Origin of the sequence: Steroidobacter flavus (assembly GCF_042651805.1) — a bacterium.
Taxonomy (GTDB): Bacteria; Pseudomonadota; Gammaproteobacteria; order Steroidobacterales; family Steroidobacteraceae; genus Steroidobacter; species Steroidobacter flavus.
Genome location: NZ_JBHSDU010000015.1, coordinates 645015 through 659352, shown reverse-complemented (window position 1 = coordinate 659352; position 14338 = coordinate 645015). Strand labels below are relative to the sequence as shown.

General features: G+C 62.6%; 13 protein-coding genes. 1 reads left to right on the top strand and 12 read right to left on the bottom strand.

Annotated features, from left to right (window positions below; all coding sequences use genetic code 11):
- Window positions 1-68: 68 nt before the first annotated feature.
- The 11 genes from ACFPN2_RS30660 to ACFPN2_RS30610 all read right to left on the bottom strand — a co-directional run bounded on the left by ACFPN2_RS30660 (window position 69) and on the right by ACFPN2_RS30610 (window position 12544).
- Window positions 69-2168 carry a putative bifunctional diguanylate cyclase/phosphodiesterase gene (locus tag ACFPN2_RS30660; RefSeq protein WP_380603833.1) on the bottom strand — a complete coding sequence of 700 codons (2100 nt, stop codon included), beginning with the start codon at window positions 2166-2168 and terminating at the stop codon, window positions 69-71.
- Window positions 2165-2971, bottom strand: coding sequence for a hypothetical protein (locus ACFPN2_RS30655; protein ID WP_380603831.1), 807 nt, complete (start codon window positions 2969-2971; stop codon window positions 2165-2167). Before ACFPN2_RS30655 ends, ACFPN2_RS30660 begins: the two co-directional genes overlap by 4 nt.
- Window positions 2968-4383, bottom strand: coding sequence for a nitrogen regulation protein NR(II) (locus tag ACFPN2_RS30650; RefSeq protein ID WP_380603829.1), 1416 nt, complete (start codon window positions 4381-4383; stop codon window positions 2968-2970). The genes ACFPN2_RS30655 and ACFPN2_RS30650 overlap by 4 nt, the downstream gene beginning before the upstream one ends.
- Window positions 4380-5633, bottom strand: a complete 1254-nt coding sequence (locus ACFPN2_RS30645) for a right-handed parallel beta-helix repeat-containing protein (RefSeq protein ID WP_380603827.1) — start codon at window positions 5631-5633, stop codon at window positions 4380-4382. Before ACFPN2_RS30645 ends, ACFPN2_RS30650 begins: the two co-directional genes overlap by 4 nt.
- Window positions 5623-6444, bottom strand: coding sequence for an SAM-dependent methyltransferase (locus ACFPN2_RS30640; protein WP_380603825.1), 822 nt, complete (start codon window positions 6442-6444; stop codon window positions 5623-5625). Before ACFPN2_RS30640 ends, ACFPN2_RS30645 begins: the two co-directional genes overlap by 11 nt.
- Window positions 6441-7883, bottom strand: a complete 1443-nt coding sequence (locus ACFPN2_RS30635; RefSeq protein WP_380603823.1) for a glycosyltransferase family 2 protein — start codon at window positions 7881-7883, stop codon at window positions 6441-6443. Before ACFPN2_RS30635 ends, ACFPN2_RS30640 begins: the two co-directional genes overlap by 4 nt.
- The gene (locus ACFPN2_RS30630) at window positions 7880-9481 is read right to left on the bottom strand and encodes a B12-binding domain-containing radical SAM protein (protein WP_380603821.1); all 1602 of its coding nucleotides are present in this window, start codon (window positions 9479-9481) and stop codon (window positions 7880-7882) included. Before ACFPN2_RS30630 ends, ACFPN2_RS30635 begins: the two co-directional genes overlap by 4 nt.
- A gap of 147 nt (window positions 9482-9628) precedes the next feature.
- Window positions 9629-10840, bottom strand: a complete 1212-nt coding sequence (locus ACFPN2_RS30625) for a tetratricopeptide repeat protein (protein WP_380603819.1) — start codon at window positions 10838-10840, stop codon at window positions 9629-9631.
- Between the two features lie 31 nt (window positions 10841-10871).
- Complete coding sequence (locus tag ACFPN2_RS30620) at window positions 10872-11270, bottom strand: hypothetical protein (RefSeq protein WP_380603817.1); 399 nt, start codon at window positions 11268-11270, stop codon at window positions 10872-10874.
- Between the two features lie 89 nt (window positions 11271-11359).
- Complete coding sequence (locus ACFPN2_RS30615; protein ID WP_380603815.1) at window positions 11360-11896, bottom strand: hypothetical protein; 537 nt, start codon at window positions 11894-11896, stop codon at window positions 11360-11362.
- 42 nt (window positions 11897-11938) lie between these two features.
- Window positions 11939-12544 carry an RNA polymerase sigma factor gene (locus ACFPN2_RS30610; RefSeq protein WP_380603813.1) on the bottom strand — a complete coding sequence of 202 codons (606 nt, stop codon included), beginning with the start codon at window positions 12542-12544 and terminating at the stop codon, window positions 11939-11941.
- 118 nt (window positions 12545-12662) lie between these two features.
- Here ACFPN2_RS30610 and ACFPN2_RS30605 point away from each other — a divergent pair, with 118 nt between their 5' ends.
- Window positions 12663-13631, top strand: a complete 969-nt coding sequence (locus ACFPN2_RS30605) for a DUF4382 domain-containing protein (protein WP_380603811.1) — start codon at window positions 12663-12665, stop codon at window positions 13629-13631.
- A gap of 101 nt (window positions 13632-13732) precedes the next feature.
- Here ACFPN2_RS30605 and ACFPN2_RS30600 read toward each other — a convergent pair whose 3' ends face one another.
- Window positions 13733-14335, bottom strand: a complete 603-nt coding sequence (locus ACFPN2_RS30600) for a type 1 glutamine amidotransferase domain-containing protein (protein ID WP_380603809.1) — start codon at window positions 14333-14335, stop codon at window positions 13733-13735.
- Window positions 14336-14338 lie beyond the last annotated feature (3 nt).

Here is a 14338-nt window from a genome sequence, read left to right as displayed (position 1 = left end):
TTAAAGTCGCACGGTGATTCTAGACGCAGGCTGCGCCGTTGGCGTCGCGCTGGATTCGCGCGCCGGGTCTAGTGTTCTTGCGACGCCTTTTCCCGAAGCTGTTCCGCGACTTCATCGGCGGGCAGCATCAACGTTTCATCCGACAGCACGACGGCTTCGGAGATCGTCGGCGAGTTGTCGTCGGAGTCGCCGGCGGCGATGGCGGTCTTTGCTGCTGGCAGCGAGCTGTCGGCGTTCTTCAAAACCTGGAACGCTTCTTCGGCCTCCAGCGGCTCGCAATAGAAATATCCCTGTGCGTAGTCGCAGCCCATTCGTTGCAGGTCGTGAGCGGCGTCATCGGTCTCGACAATTTCGGCGACCGACTTCAGGCCGAGGCTGCTGGTCATCTGCACCAGGGCGGCGGCGATCGCGCTATTGGCGTGCGCCGAACCGGCGCGGTCGACGAACGGCCGGTCGATCTTCACATAGCTGAAGGGAAACAGCTGCAGATAGCTCAGCGACGAATACCCGGTGCCGAAGTCGTCGAGCATCATTTCGATGCCGAGATCGTGCAGCCCGTCGAGAATGTCGCGGGCCGCGCCGGGGTTGCTGATCAAGCCGCCTTCAGTGAGCTCCAGCTTCAGATACTCCGGCGGCACGCCCGTTTCTTTAAGCACGCGTGCGACGTAGGAGGTGAACTCGGGATCGCGAAGCGCGGCGGCCGACACGTTGACGGTCAAATAGAAGTCGCGATCGCGCGGCAAGCGATGACGCCATTCCGCCGCGAGCGAGCACACCTGCTGGATGGTCCAGCGAGTGATGGGCACGATCAAGCCGACTTCCTCGGCGAGGCCCAGAAACTTGTCCGGCGTTAGCAGGCCTTCGATCGGGTGACGCCACCGGAGCAGCGATTCGGCACCGGCCACGCAGTCATTGCGAAGATCGATGATGGGCTGATACATCAGATGCAGCTCACGGCGCTGGAGTGCGACGTGCAGGTCGGCTTCGAGACTGACCAGGCTCGCGGCACTGCTACCCATCGCAGGCTGATAGGCGACGGCCGTCGCCGAGTCGTGCCGTCTGGCCATCGACAGAGCGATATCCGCTTCACGCACCGCTTCTTCCGCACGCTGCAGTCCCGAATCGATACAAGTCACGCCCACGCGCGCGGCAACGTTGAGCTGATGTTTGCGCAGCTCGAACGGTTGTTGCAGCGTCTTCTGTAGCAGCCCCGCGATGTCGAGCGCGCCATCCGCCGAGGGAACGTCATAAACCAGCATGGCGAACTGGTCGCCGCTCCAACGCGCGAGCACGCATTCAAACTGCGCGGTTGCTTTTTGAAAGCGCCGTGCGGCCTGCACGATGACTTCGTCGCCGGCGGTGTGACCGAGCGAATCGTTGATCAGCTTGAAACGATCGATGTTGATCAGCAGGATCGCCAGCCGTTGCCGACGACGCGTTCGAACCTCACGCAGCGCGCGATCCAGCTGGTCCATGAAGTATCGACGGTTCGGCAGACCGGTGAACGCGTCGTGATAGCGCGAGTGCTCGAAGCTCTTCTGCAGGTTCTCGCGCTGCTCGATCTCGAGGGCAAGCTTGCGTTGAGTCGTTTGCAGCTGACGCCGCGAAAGTCCCAATGCGTCGCGCGCTCGATGCAGGCTGTGCACGAGATCGTGAGTTGCGAACGCCAGGAGCCACGCAACCACTGCCAGCAATGCGATGGCCGCAGCCAACTCGCGTGCCGGATACCAACCTGCTTTGGGGCGCAAGGCGAGCTGCACATAGCCACTTGGCAACTCCTTCGCATAACCTTCCGGCAAACGAATCCGACTGACGATGGGATCGTCGAGGCGGCCGATTCGACTGCTGACGAAGATCTGGGGCGCGCCGCCGGCGGCATCGATCTTGGACAGCTCGAAGTCATAGTCCGGATCGACGATACGATTCAATTGTAACTTCGAGAGCAGCTGATCCAGCTCGGCGCCGCGCTCGCGAGTGGCGAGCGTTTGCAGCTGTCGTTCGATCGAGCGGCTGTACGTCGTCACGAGCGTGCCCGCCGTGGCGCGCATCTGCTCGGCGCGTTCGTTGACGCTCAGTGAAATCAACCTGCCACCGGCGAGCACGACGACCGCCAGCACCAGCAAGGTGAGGGGCCATTGCGAGCCGCGTTTCAGGAAGGAGAGTTTCATTGGCCTCGCGAGCCCAGATATGCCGTGAAGCTCAGAGTTACGGTGTACTTCTCGCTGCCCGAGACGTCGAGGTAGTCGCCGAGCAGCGTTATTTCCGCGCGCTTGAAGGTCTTGCCGATGCCGACGAAGCCTTCTTTCGATTGGCTGGCGGGCAGCACGACACCGGGCTGCAAGACCAGCACCGCGGGGTTGGCGGTACCGGTGGAGCCACCGAGCAAAAAATTGACGTGCTTGCCGAAGTAGTCGAGGCGTGCACTGGTGAGCTCGGTGCCCAGATTGCCGCTCACCGACTTGGCATAGGCCACATTGGTCACAAAGCGCGGCGACCAGACGTAAGTCACGCCGAGCTTGGGCAGGTTGCCGTTGGTGGTGTCGATGTCGATCTCGCGCTCCTCGAGTTGAATCGAGAGCTTGCTGGTGAGCGCCTGACTGATGCCCAGCACCGCGACTTCGTAGTCGAATTTGCGGCCGTTATCGTCGCCTTCGCCGTTGTAATACTCGCCGACCACCGTGAATCGCGAGGCCGGTCCGCCGCGACCCCATGCCGCTCGCGCCGAGCCGTAAGTCAGTTTCGCCTGCTCGACATAGGTGTGATCGACACCCACGCCGGCGAGGAAGTCTGGTGTGAAATAGTGCAGATAGCCGAGCGAACCGCCGCCACCTTCGTCGTCGGTGTCCTTGAATGTCGACATGCTGCCGCTCAATGTCAGTTTATCGAAGGGACGTGCATCGACTTCGGCGGCGGTGGCCGACGCGGCGACTACCAATGACGACAGGCACAGGGCGGCGGATCCATATCTCATGGAGGTGTCACCAACGTTGAATTGGAAATGGCATTCTTTGGAGCGTCGGCGAGTTGCGCGGCCGCGGTGATATCGCCGCGATCGCCCAGAGCAGCGCGTCCCATGGGCAGGAACGCGACGATGTACAGGCGTTCGTCCTCGCCGGGCAGCGGCGAAGCGGAACAGGTCACTTGGTAAACGCGGGGACCGATCTCGATGTGCATCTTGCGACGACCGGTCAGTCCCGGTTCCCACCACCGCGGCGGCATTCCGCCAAGAGACAAGATCTTCGACGCGTCGGCATCCGTGGCGAGCGCTGCGAACAGCGCCTGCGCCGGCTTGTTGAATGAGAGCAAGCGACCTTGCGAATCGATGACCAGCATGGCTTGACCGCTGACATCGAGCGCCGCGTGCGCCGTGAATTCTTCGGTCTTGTCATGGATCACGACCAATGCGAAGCGGCGACCCGTTTGGGTCAGGTGTCGCACTTGAACTTCGGTGGCACGCAGCCGGTCGGCAACCTTGATCATGCTGAGCGGCACCACGCCGCCAGAGCCTGCGATCGCCTCCTGCACCATCTCGGGATAAGAGAAACGAACCACCTCGAACAGTGTGCGACCCTCGGTCGAATCCTGCTCGTGGAAGCGTTTGGCCCGCGCGCTGGCGCAGACAACCTGCAGCGTATCGCTATCGATCAGCAGGGCAGGGAACGGCATCGCCTCGATCAGCGTGGTCCAGAATTCCTGACCTCGCTCGGCTTCGGCGCGGGCAACGTCCACATGCGAATGCAAACGTTCGAAGATGGTGCCCAGGTATTCAGCGGCCACGGCGCATGCGAGCACCAGGATTGCAAATACTTGCAGCATCACGGCGTAGTACGCGGACGGCGCGTAGAAACCTGGAAACGTCGAGGCCGATCCTTGCTGGCCCAGGAGGGTCGCGAGCGATGCGCCAATGGCGTTGAGACCGGGCACATACCAACGCAACTCGGGCGCCTGCGCGAGCGCCACGACGCCGGCGACGACGATGGCGAGGATCGCCATCAAATAAGGCTGCCAGCGCGATAGAAAGATCGCACCGACGACGGGCAGCACGAAAACGATCAAGAAGGCCGGGTTCTGCAAGCCGCCGGCATTCAACCAAATGAACCCGACGACCACGATGCCCGCGATATGCAGCAGCGTGAGCACCAGGTGCCGCTCGCCAACGCGCGCGGGCTTGCCGACGACCGTGAATGAAATGTGGATGGCGCCGAGCGCGAGCAGCCCCAGGCAGGCGGCGACAAAGTTGATATTCAGCGAGCTCACCAGCCAGGGCACGACCGTGCCGAGCAGGATGGCGAAGATGGTCAGCAGCCAGGTGTCATCCAATAGATGGATGCGTGGGTCGGTCCACGTCGGCGCCGGAATGACTTGGGTGTCGCCGATGTTCATCTCTGCACGGCGCCGCGTGACGGCTTGGCATCGCCCGCCGCGACCGTTGCGGCACCGATGCTGAAGTTGTTGCCTTCAAGGAATGGGGTAGAGCGGACGCGCTCGCCGCCGCCCTCGGGTTGATAGTCGACGACCTTCAACGCCAGGGCGCGCGGCCGCATGACTTGATTGCCGCGCAGGATGGGCGAGTCGCCGATCACATCGATGCCGTTGAACTTCGGCTCGATGATGGTGTTGTCGATGGCGCTGCTGGGACTGCGCTGGTTGCCAAGCACGAACGCGAGGCCATAGCCACTGTTGTGAATGCGATTGCCACGGATCACGGTGTCGGCCGAGCTCTTCAACATGACACCGTACGCTTCGAGGCCGTCGAATTCGTTGTCCTCGATGACCGCGGCTTGCGCGTTCTCGGCGACGATGCCCATGGCCGGCCCGCGGCTGATGCGGTTGCCTCGTGCGACAGCCCCGGTGCCCATCAATTGCATCGCCGCTTCCTGAGAGTCGAGCAGCTCGTTGCGCTCCATGATCACTGAAACATTGGCGGTGAGTATGCCGATGCGCTCTTTGTTGAAGCGATTGTCCCGGACGCTGATCGAGCCGCCGCGGTTGTCGGGCTCGCTGCGGACGGCCCAGATGCCGGCGTCGCGATGTTCGGAGAACTCGTTCTTCACGACCATCGCATTCTTGTTGGAGGCGGCGAAGCGCACGCCGATGCGATTCCTGGCAAAGCGGTTGCGCTCGAGCATGAGCTGATCGGCGTTCTCCGCGACATCGATGCCCACATCGCAGCCTTCAATCGATGTCGTCTGCAACTTGAAGCGTTCGGCTCGCAGCACGATGCCAGTGGCCTTGCAATTGAGAATGTGCACGCCTTCGATGTCGACGTTCGCTCCCGACACATCCAACACGGCGCCGCCCGGCAAGGCGCTCGCGTCGATCTCCGTGCCTTTGTCACCTGCGACCATGCGAATGCCCTGTGCATTGACGAAGGGCGGCAGGGCGGTGGCGAGTGTGATTTTCGGTACCCGCAGCGAGATGGTCACCTCGGTGGTGGCGGCCGTCGCCTTGAAGAGGGCTTCGCGCAACGAGCCGGGGCCGCGATCGTTGCCGCTCGTCACATTGATCGAGGTGTTGTTCGCGACCTGTCCTGGCTTGACCTTATGGGACTGATACCAGTACCCGAGCCCGACGAACACGCCGAGCATGATGAATACGACAATAGAAACGGTGGAGCGGCGGCTAAGCGGCATTGGCGCCTCCGTTACGCTGCAAGACGAATACCGCATGCCACGAGCGCTGTACGGCGATCCGCCCGAACAAGACGTCGATCGGCGTCGAAGCGAACGTTACCGCTGCCAAAGCTGACATGCCCAGCGGGCGCGGCAACCGCCGCAGATGTGGCAGCAGCCAAGTCTTGAACGGCGCGGGATCGACACCGCTGATCGCACGCAGCTCGAGCCCTTCTTCAGCAAACAAGTCGAGATAGACCTGGCGTTGCCGGGCGCGAAACACCGTCGTGTCGCAATGTTCGGCGATGCTCGCGGGCGCCGCTTCCAGTAACACCATGCGTCCGCCGGGGGCCAGATGGTCTGACATTCGACGAACGGCCGAGCGGAGCGACTCGGGATCCAGAATGTGCTGGAGCACTGTGACGCCGAGAATCAAATCGAACGGCCCGCCGGCATCGAGCCGCGCCAGATCCTGAACGATGAATCGGGTGCGGCTCGACACGTTCTGCAACTCGGCGCGGCGTCGCGCTTCCGCGATCATCGTCGGGCTCAGATCCGCGCCTGTGACAATGCCGAGGCGTCCAGCGAGCAGCGTGCTCCAGCGCCCAACGCCGCAACCTACATCGAGCACGCGCGTGCCGGGTTGGATGTCGAGCCAAGGCCGTAGCGCCAGGTACTGACTCCAATGGATCATCCGGTTGTAAAACTCCGGCATGCCATACGAGCAGACGGCCGCGAGCCCCGACCCTTCCGCCGCGAATCGGCGTGCGCGGTCTTCCCAATAGTGATGGGGCAGGTATTGTTCGGGAGCCGGTGCGCCGCGTGCGTTCATGAAGCCTTCCGCATGAGACTGGTTTTCTCCTCCAGCGGCAGCGTCGTGCTGGCGCTCGGCAGCGGCTCGTAGTGATCGCGATAGACGCGACGACCCCAGAGCTTCATTGCCATCCAGTTGACGTAGCCGACGGTCATTGGAGCGATGTGGGTAATGGCGTAGAACAGATACAAAGGCACGATGGGCGCGATGTAGGCGCGCTCCTGTTTCGGCACGACGGTGAACAGCGCGAATACGCCGAGCGCAAGGTAGCTGCCGATGGCCGCCATGAAGTAGCTCGGATTGATCAGCGCGTTGCGTGGAAAGATATTCGCAAGGAACAGGTTGTCGAAGCCGCTGATGAAGCTCAGCACGAGCAGCACGGCGCTGATGATCTTCAACGGATGCACGATCAGCGACAGGCCGCCGAGATAGACCACGAAGTGATACATGGCGAATGGCGTGCGACGGGCGATGCGCCAGACTTCGCTGAAGCGCTCGATGTACACCTTGAGCAGTCCGTAGTACCAGCCGACCCGCTGTGAGAACCAGCGCCGCACGTTACCCGGGCCTTCGGTGCTGACGACCAGCCGCCCGTCGTAATAGATACGTTCGCCGTGGCTGAGCAGAATCAGTGCGTTCTGCAAATCTTCGGCGTAGACGGATTGCGAGTGCTCCGAGAGCGCGAATTCCAAGGCGTCGCGTCGATAGCAGGACACACCGGACGTGATGCTGTAGTCCGCCAGGCTCTCGCGCCCGATCCGAAACGCCAGCGCATATTCGAACGCCTGGAAGCGGGCGAGGAAGCCGTCGGGCTCGATCATCACTCGCGGGCAGACGGCCGCGGCGCCGGACTGCTGGAAGTCGCGAATGAATCGTTCGAAGTCGATGCGGCTGCCGCCGTTCTTGCCACGGATGCGGATGTCCGGGTCGACGACCATCACGGTTTCGATGTGCGGTGGCAGTTTTTCCAGCAGGCGTTTGACCGCGCCCGGTTTGCGTCGATTCACGCCTTCGTCGAAACATCGCCAGCCCGCGTGACGCAGCCGGAGCACGGTGGCGTCCGTCGAGGCGTCGCTGATCAACCAGACTTTGTCGCGATACGCCGCGAACGCATCCATGAACTCATCGAGCAGCGGCTCCAGGTTGTGAATGGAGGCGATGATCGCGTACGGCCGCGTCGGCACGAGCTGCCGCGAGCCAGTCGGGAAGGCGGCGGACAGATCGATCGAAAGGTGACGATTCTCTTCCGTCGGCGCCGTGGCGATATGACGACGACGGACATGCAGGCGCAGGATGAAGTCGAGCGCGTCGGTGTAGACGATCAGATTCGCGAGCCCGTAAACGAGCAGCGAGAAGCTCGCCGTTTGCAGATTCGCAGCCGACAGCGCAATCCATCCCGCCAGCAGTGCGCAGACCCCGAGCGGGGCCAGCAGACTCCAGGGGGTATTGAACTTCACGCCATCGCGACGGCGCGTCTGGCCGTCGCCCTCCGGGCCTGAGGCAAGCGGGACTCGAGCTCGGCACGCACCTCCTGCTCGGGGGCAACGACGATGCCGTGCTCGGCCAGGACCGGGACACCGACCAGAATCCAGATCAACGAGCGGACCCGCGAAGGTAGATGCGCCGCGCGCGTTTGCAGCTCCATCAGCTTGGCTTCGAAGCGGCGCTCGATCTCCAGAATGACTTCGCGGACCGTGGGATCGATGGGCAGGATCTTCGCCGCCTGATCCCACTCGATACTGGTGCCGTCAACGTGTCGATGCGTGAACTGGGTGTGCGGAATCAGCTCGGGATCGCGCGCGAACGCGGCCCCCGAGAACGGGATGACGTAGGGATACATGCCAATCTCACATCCTTGTCGTAGCCAGCGGTACGCTTCGCGCAATGTCTCCGCGACGTCATCGAGCGACGCCCGCGGCGAGCTCAGAATCAGGTCGAGGAAAGGCGTGATGCCGAGCTCGAGGGTCGCGCTCAACATCGGCTCGATGTGCCGATGAATCTGACCCTTGTTGAATTCGTTCAGCACGTTGGGCGAGAAGTTCTCGATACCAAAGCCGAGCACGCGGAAGCCGGCGCGTCGCATGGCGCTGAGTCGTTCCGGCGTCATGGCATCGATCCGATTCGTGCTGATGAACTGCAGGTCTTGCGGTAACTCGCCGGTTTCTTTGGCGGCAACGATGCCTTCGCACAACGGCAGGACGCGCCGGTCCCTGGTGAATACGAAGATGTCGTCTTGAAAGATGATGGTCCGCACGCGCGGATGGGTCGCGACGATGCGTTTGATCATCGCGAGACATTCCTCGTGATCCAAGCGTGCGATCGAGGCCACGCTGCCCTGGGCCTCGTGCAGGAAGTTGGTCGAGGAGCAGAACGTGCAGCCCATGGGGCAGTAGTTCAGCGTGATCAGTCGTACCGAACGGATCTCGGCCAACGCGGCTTCGCGCGCGGCTTTCGTGGGCAAGCTGCCCACGCGATACGCGGCCTCGAGGCGATCCCAATAAGCCTCGTACGGCATGTTCTCGTAAGGAGTCGAGAAGATCGCGGCACGCAGCTGGTCGTGATTCATCGCGGCTTGCGGCATGCGAAGCAGCGTGCCGTCCGCACGACGCTCCACTGTGCCCACGATACCTACCAGCGGCTGTTCCGAGCGGATGCGTGTTGCCAGCTCAACGAGCGGGCGTTCGCCTTCGCCGAGAATGACTCGATCGAACGGGCCGAGCTCGAACATGAGCTCGGGCCGGAAGGTCGCTTCCATGCCGCCAGCGACCATCAGCGCCTTCGGCGCGAGGCGGCGGGCGAGATGCGCCAGCTCCAGATCGAACTTCAATGTCATGCCCGTGGTGGACAGGCCGATCACGTCCCACGTATCGCGCAATATTTCTTTTTCCAGCGCGCGTTCGGGCGGGCCGATGCAACAGTTCGGATCGAAGACTTTTACTTCGACACCTTGCTCGGCCAGAACTCCCGCCAGTCGCCAGACACCTAACGGTGGCGCCAGGAAGGTATATTCCCCACAGTGTGGATCGTAGGGACCCACTAATAGAAATTTGGGCAAGTTCGCACCCGAACTTCTGACTTGTAAATTGTGCGAGTTGTGAACGCGCAAGCCAGCCTGCGCGTTCCGGCGTAGGAGCTATTTTGATTGGGTACGGGATGAACGCGGACGATGCGTTCGCATCGCCTGGCGCAACGCTAACCTATGTTAGAGCGTCGCTTCGATGCCGGCAGTCAGTCGGTTGCCGGTGTAGTCGAACTCGGACGCGTCGGCGTCATTGTTTGTATAGGCGTAGCGCAGGAAGGCTTGCCAGCGGGAAGTGAGCGTGCGGGTTAATGCCACGCCGAGCTCGGTGCGCTGTTCCTTCCCATTGGTGTTGTCGTCGTAACTGCTGTGGCGTCGTGAGGCTTCGAACAGAATGGTCCAGTCCCTGGCGAATTCGCTTTCGGCATCGAAACTCAATTCGTGACGGGTGGCGGACAGCGTGTTGTCGTCGTAGTCGCCGATCTCGAGCAGATAGCCAAAGCGGAAGTCCCAGGCCGCTTGCATCCAGTCGAGGGCGGCGCTGAGCTCGTGGCGTCGGCCGCTCAAGCCGCGAAATTCGTCATGACCGTCGATGTCGTTGAATCGGTAGCGACCGTGCAGCGTCAGATCGGAGCGCAGGGTCCGACGTGTCTGTACGAATAAAGCGCGGCGGCTTTCGAAGCTCGAGCCGTCGAGCAGGGTGTGGGCGACCTGCACGCCGGCGTCGTTGATCCAGTCGCCGACGTTCCAACGATAACGGCCGCCTACCTGTGCGCCGAGCTGATCGAAGCTGTCCAGGTCCTGATAGTCGACGGCGTTGACGTTGCCATCGATGCGCCAGACGTCGCCGAGGGGCATGCTCAGGGCGAATTGCGCTTCGGCGAAGTTGTCGGCGCTGTCGCTGATGCCGAGCACGTCGGAGTTGGAGACGAGTGCCACGTTATCGTCGTGACCGATGCCGAAGCCGGCGTAACCGAACCAGGTACGTGCGGTCGCCGGTGACTCGACTTCACCGAGCTGGACGGCGGCGAGTTGCCGCAGCTTTGCGTCCTGAGTCGCTGCCTCGACGCGGGCGAACCAGCGGGTCGCTGCGTCCGGATCGTTGCGCTTCAGTTCGACCAGACCGAGGTTGTAATAAGCCAGCCCGGCCATGGCCGGTGTGTTCGCGACTTCTTTGAATGCCGCTTCCGCCCGGCCGTAATTGCCGGCGCGATACGCGGCCACGCCGATATTGAAGTGCAGGGCGGGGCCGGACATTCCTTGCGCCAGTGCGGACTCGAAGGCGGCCAGCGCTTTGGAGTAATCGCCGGCTTGGAACGCGGTGCTGCCCGCTCGAAATTGGCGGCCGGCCTCGTCGCTGTAGGCGGACGCGGTACCGGAGCAAACAAACAGCAATGCCAGGACGGCGGGCGCGAGGCGCAGCGAATCAGCGAGGCTGTTGACCTGGAGCGTTGGGGTTGCCGCGCGGAGGGCGGTTCTCCTTTTCGCGTTCGCGCTCTTCGGCACGAGCGCGTCGAGCGGCCTCGCGTTGTTCGGCAGCCTCTTCCTTGGCGGCCTGGCTAGCCTCTTTAGCCAGTTCCTTAGCTTCGCGAGCGGCTTGCTTGCTTTCGGCCGCGGCGGCCTTGGCAGCCTTTTTGTCGGCAGCGGCCCCGGAAGACTCGGCGGACTTGCGCTCTGGCAGCGGGATTCGGCGGACGACTTCGTCAGGCAGCTTGGCATCAGGATCCACGATGATCTGCATGGTCACGTCGAGATCGTCCTGCCCCTGCTTGGACTCAGGCTTGGAATCGGATTGCTGTTGCGCCAGTGCGCCGTGCGCCAGCAAGCACAGGGCCAGGATCGTTACGTGCTTCACTCGTGGCTGAATGATCGTCGTCTGTCGCGAACCTGGCAAGCTCCTATGTGTGATCGGCATCATGTCTTCGATGCCTCGGGGGCGCGCACCGTGAGGTTGACGGTCACCCGTCGCGTGCGACCCTCGTGCTCGATGACCGCGACCAGCCGGCCGGCGCCTGTTGATCGAGCCACCACTGGCAGCGACAGCATGTTGCTGCCTCGTTCGAGATGCGTTTGCCAGTCGATCTGGCGCTCGTTGTCGAAGCCGTCGAGCACGACACTGCCGCTGGCGACGATGCGGATGGTGGCGCCGTCGAGCGCGCGTTCCGAATCGATCAACACATCGATGTCGCGCATCTCATTCAACGCGAGTGTGATGCCGGGCTCGCGTGTCATCATCGGCAACACCACCAGCATGAACAGAACAGCGACGGCCGCGCCGATGCCCACGCCGATCCAAGTTTCCCAACGACCGATTAAATGAGTGAAGCGGCTGCGCGCCGGCGGTGCCTCGCGAGTGGCGGCGGCAAAGGCACGATCGATGAATCCCGGACGCGGCTCCGGCGCGGGAAGGCGCTGAAGCGCCCGGCGCAGAATGTCGGCGTCTTTGTTCACGATGCTTGCCCAGCCTGAAGGAGCGTGCAGTTCATACACGTTTCATACACGATCCAGGGACGACATTCGTTCCGTTGCCAGCAGTCCCTTCAGTTTCGCCCGCGCGCGATGCAGCCGGGATTTCAGAGTGCCCACCGGTACGTCCATGATCTGCGCCAGCTCCGGCAGGCTGTAATCCTCGATGTCATGCATCGACAATACCACGCGATGTTCTTCACCTAATCTGTCCCACGCCGCCAGCACCCGTGCCTGAGTGAGTTCGCGTTCGAGCAGTTCGGCGGGTCCGGCGGAGGGGTCGATCCGGTCCTGCGCTTCTTCTTCATCGATATCTTCGGGAGGCTCGGTACCGAACTGCACCGGCGAGCTGCGTTCGCGACGCACCTGATCGACGAAGATCCGATACATAACGCGGAGCGCCCAGGGCCGGATGCGATCCAGGCCGCGCAGCTCGTCGAGCTTGGGATACAAACGAACCAGCAGCTCCTGCACCAGATCCTCGGCGCGATCCGCCGTACCGGTCCAGCGATAGGCCGAGCGGTACAGGGCAGGGACGTGCTCCCGCAGCAAATGGTCGAACTCGGCTGCCGCGTTGGCATGCGACGGACGGGCGCGCTTCGGCAGGACCATGATCTCCATTAAGCCTGACACGAGACAGCCTGTCGAATGGTTCCGTCGGCATTCCCCTGGAACCGTTTGCTCGCGAGCCTCGTGTCAGGGCCGAGGGCGCATGAAACGGGTGGCGCCCGATCCTGGGAGAAGGGCGCGGATGCTCGATGAGAATCAAGTGCGGGTGACCGGTTCGATTGTTCTCGGTCTGATCTGGACGCTGCTGGTGAGCACGTTGTTGTTCGCTTTGTCTGGATGCGGGGGCGGCGACGGTGCGCCGGGCGAAGGCCGGGTCAAGGTGTCCATCACCGATGCACCGCTCGACGACGCGTCGAGTGTGGTGGTGCAGTTCAGCGGTGTGGCCTTCAAGCGGGAAGGCGAGGCGGCCGAGATCGTCCGCAATCTTTCGCCCTCGATGCGACAGCTCGATCTGCTGGCCTATCAGGAAGGCCGTGCCGCCTTGCTGCTGGACAACGTGACGTTGCCGGCCGGCCGTTACGAGTGGATCCGCTTGATCGTCGACAACGAGCCCAGCGTGCGTGACTCCTATATCGAGCTGACCAATGGTCAGGAGTGCGAGCTGCGGGTGCCGAGCGGCGCCGAGTCGGGCCTGAAGCTCAATCGCGGCTTCACGCTGCCCGAAGACGGCAGCGCCGCGCTGACCATCGATTTCGATCTGCGTAAGTCAGTGCACGCGCCGCCGGGGCAGCGCGGCTCGACGCCGGATTGCACGCAGGCCTATCTGCTGCGGCCGACGCTGCGTGTCGTCGATGACGCCAACGTCGGAGCGATCGCGGGCACGGTCGACAGCGCACTGGTGCCGGACGATTGTTTGCCGAAGGTTTATGTGTATTCCGGCAGCGGCATCGCACCGGACGATATCGAAGAAACAACGGTGAGCGGCGATGTCGATCCGTTATTGGTCGCGAACGTCGCGATCCAGAACGGTGATACCGACTATCGATACCGAGCTGCCTTTCTGCCGCCGGGTTCGTACACCGTGGCGTTCACCTGTAGCGACGATGATCCGACCGACGACGATGCGCTGACCTTCTTCGCGCCGAAGTCGGTGACCGTACAAGCAAACCTGATCGCCGCCGCCGACTTCGCGCCGGCGGCGGCACCTTGAGTCGGCACTGGCCGCGGAGGTTGTAACTGAGTTCAAAGGGCGAGCCGTGGGGACGATGTCGTCGGGGCAAGGGCTTGCCCCGGCGACATCATTTTCCTGGATCAATGCACTCCGGGACGCGGTTCGTTCTTCGCCGTCCGCGCGGTCTGACGCTGGCCGGCGTGACTGCCTTCCTCGATCTCCTCGATGATCTTCGCCGAGAAGGCGTCCAGGTCGCCCGGGTTGCGACTGGTGATGATGCCCTGGTCGGTCACCACGGCACGATCCACCCATTTACCGCCGGCATTGATCACATCGGTCTTGATCGAGTGATACGACGTCACTTGCCGGTCGCGTACGGCGTTCAATTCCACCAGCAGCCACGGTGCATGACAGATCGCGGCGACGATCTTCCCTGAATCCAGAAACGCGCGGATCAATTGCAACGCCTGTGGATTCACTCGCAGCAGGTCCGGATTGATCTGGCCTCCGGGTAGGACGATGGCGTCGTAGTCGTTGGCATTGGCATCGTCGAGCGACTTGTCCACCGCGACACTCTCACCCCAGTCCTTCATCTTCCAGCCGCGGATCTTGCCTTTCTCGGGCGACACCACGTCGACCTGCGCGCCGGCTTCTTGCAACTTACGTTGCGGCACCATCAACTCATCCTGCTCGAAGCCGTGTGTGGCGAGAATGAGGACCTTCGCTTTGCTGATTTCGGGCATGAC

Excerpts from the sequence above, each read along its gene's own strand:
- ACFPN2_RS30600 (WP_380603809.1), bottom strand. The coding sequence starts at position 14,335 with ATGCCCGAAATCAGCAAAGCGAAGGTCCTCATTCTCGCCACACACGGC.
- ACFPN2_RS30650 (WP_380603829.1), bottom strand. The coding sequence starts at position 4,383 with ATGAACATCGGCGACACCCAAGTCATTCCGGCGCCGACGTGGACCGAC.
- ACFPN2_RS30645 (WP_380603827.1), bottom strand. The coding sequence starts at position 5,633 with ATGCCGCTTAGCCGCCGCTCCACCGTTTCTATTGTCGTATTCATCATG.
- ACFPN2_RS30655 (WP_380603831.1), bottom strand. The coding sequence starts at position 2,971 with ATGAGATATGGATCCGCCGCCCTGTGCCTGTCGTCATTGGTAGTCGCC.
- ACFPN2_RS30660 (WP_380603833.1), bottom strand. The coding sequence starts at position 2,168 with ATGAAACTCTCCTTCCTGAAACGCGGCTCGCAATGGCCCCTCACCTTG.
- ACFPN2_RS30640 (WP_380603825.1), bottom strand. The coding sequence starts at position 6,444 with ATGAACGCACGCGGCGCACCGGCTCCCGAACAATACCTGCCCCATCAC.
- ACFPN2_RS30605 (WP_380603811.1), top strand. The coding sequence starts at position 12,663 with ATGCTCGATGAGAATCAAGTGCGGGTGACCGGTTCGATTGTTCTCGGT.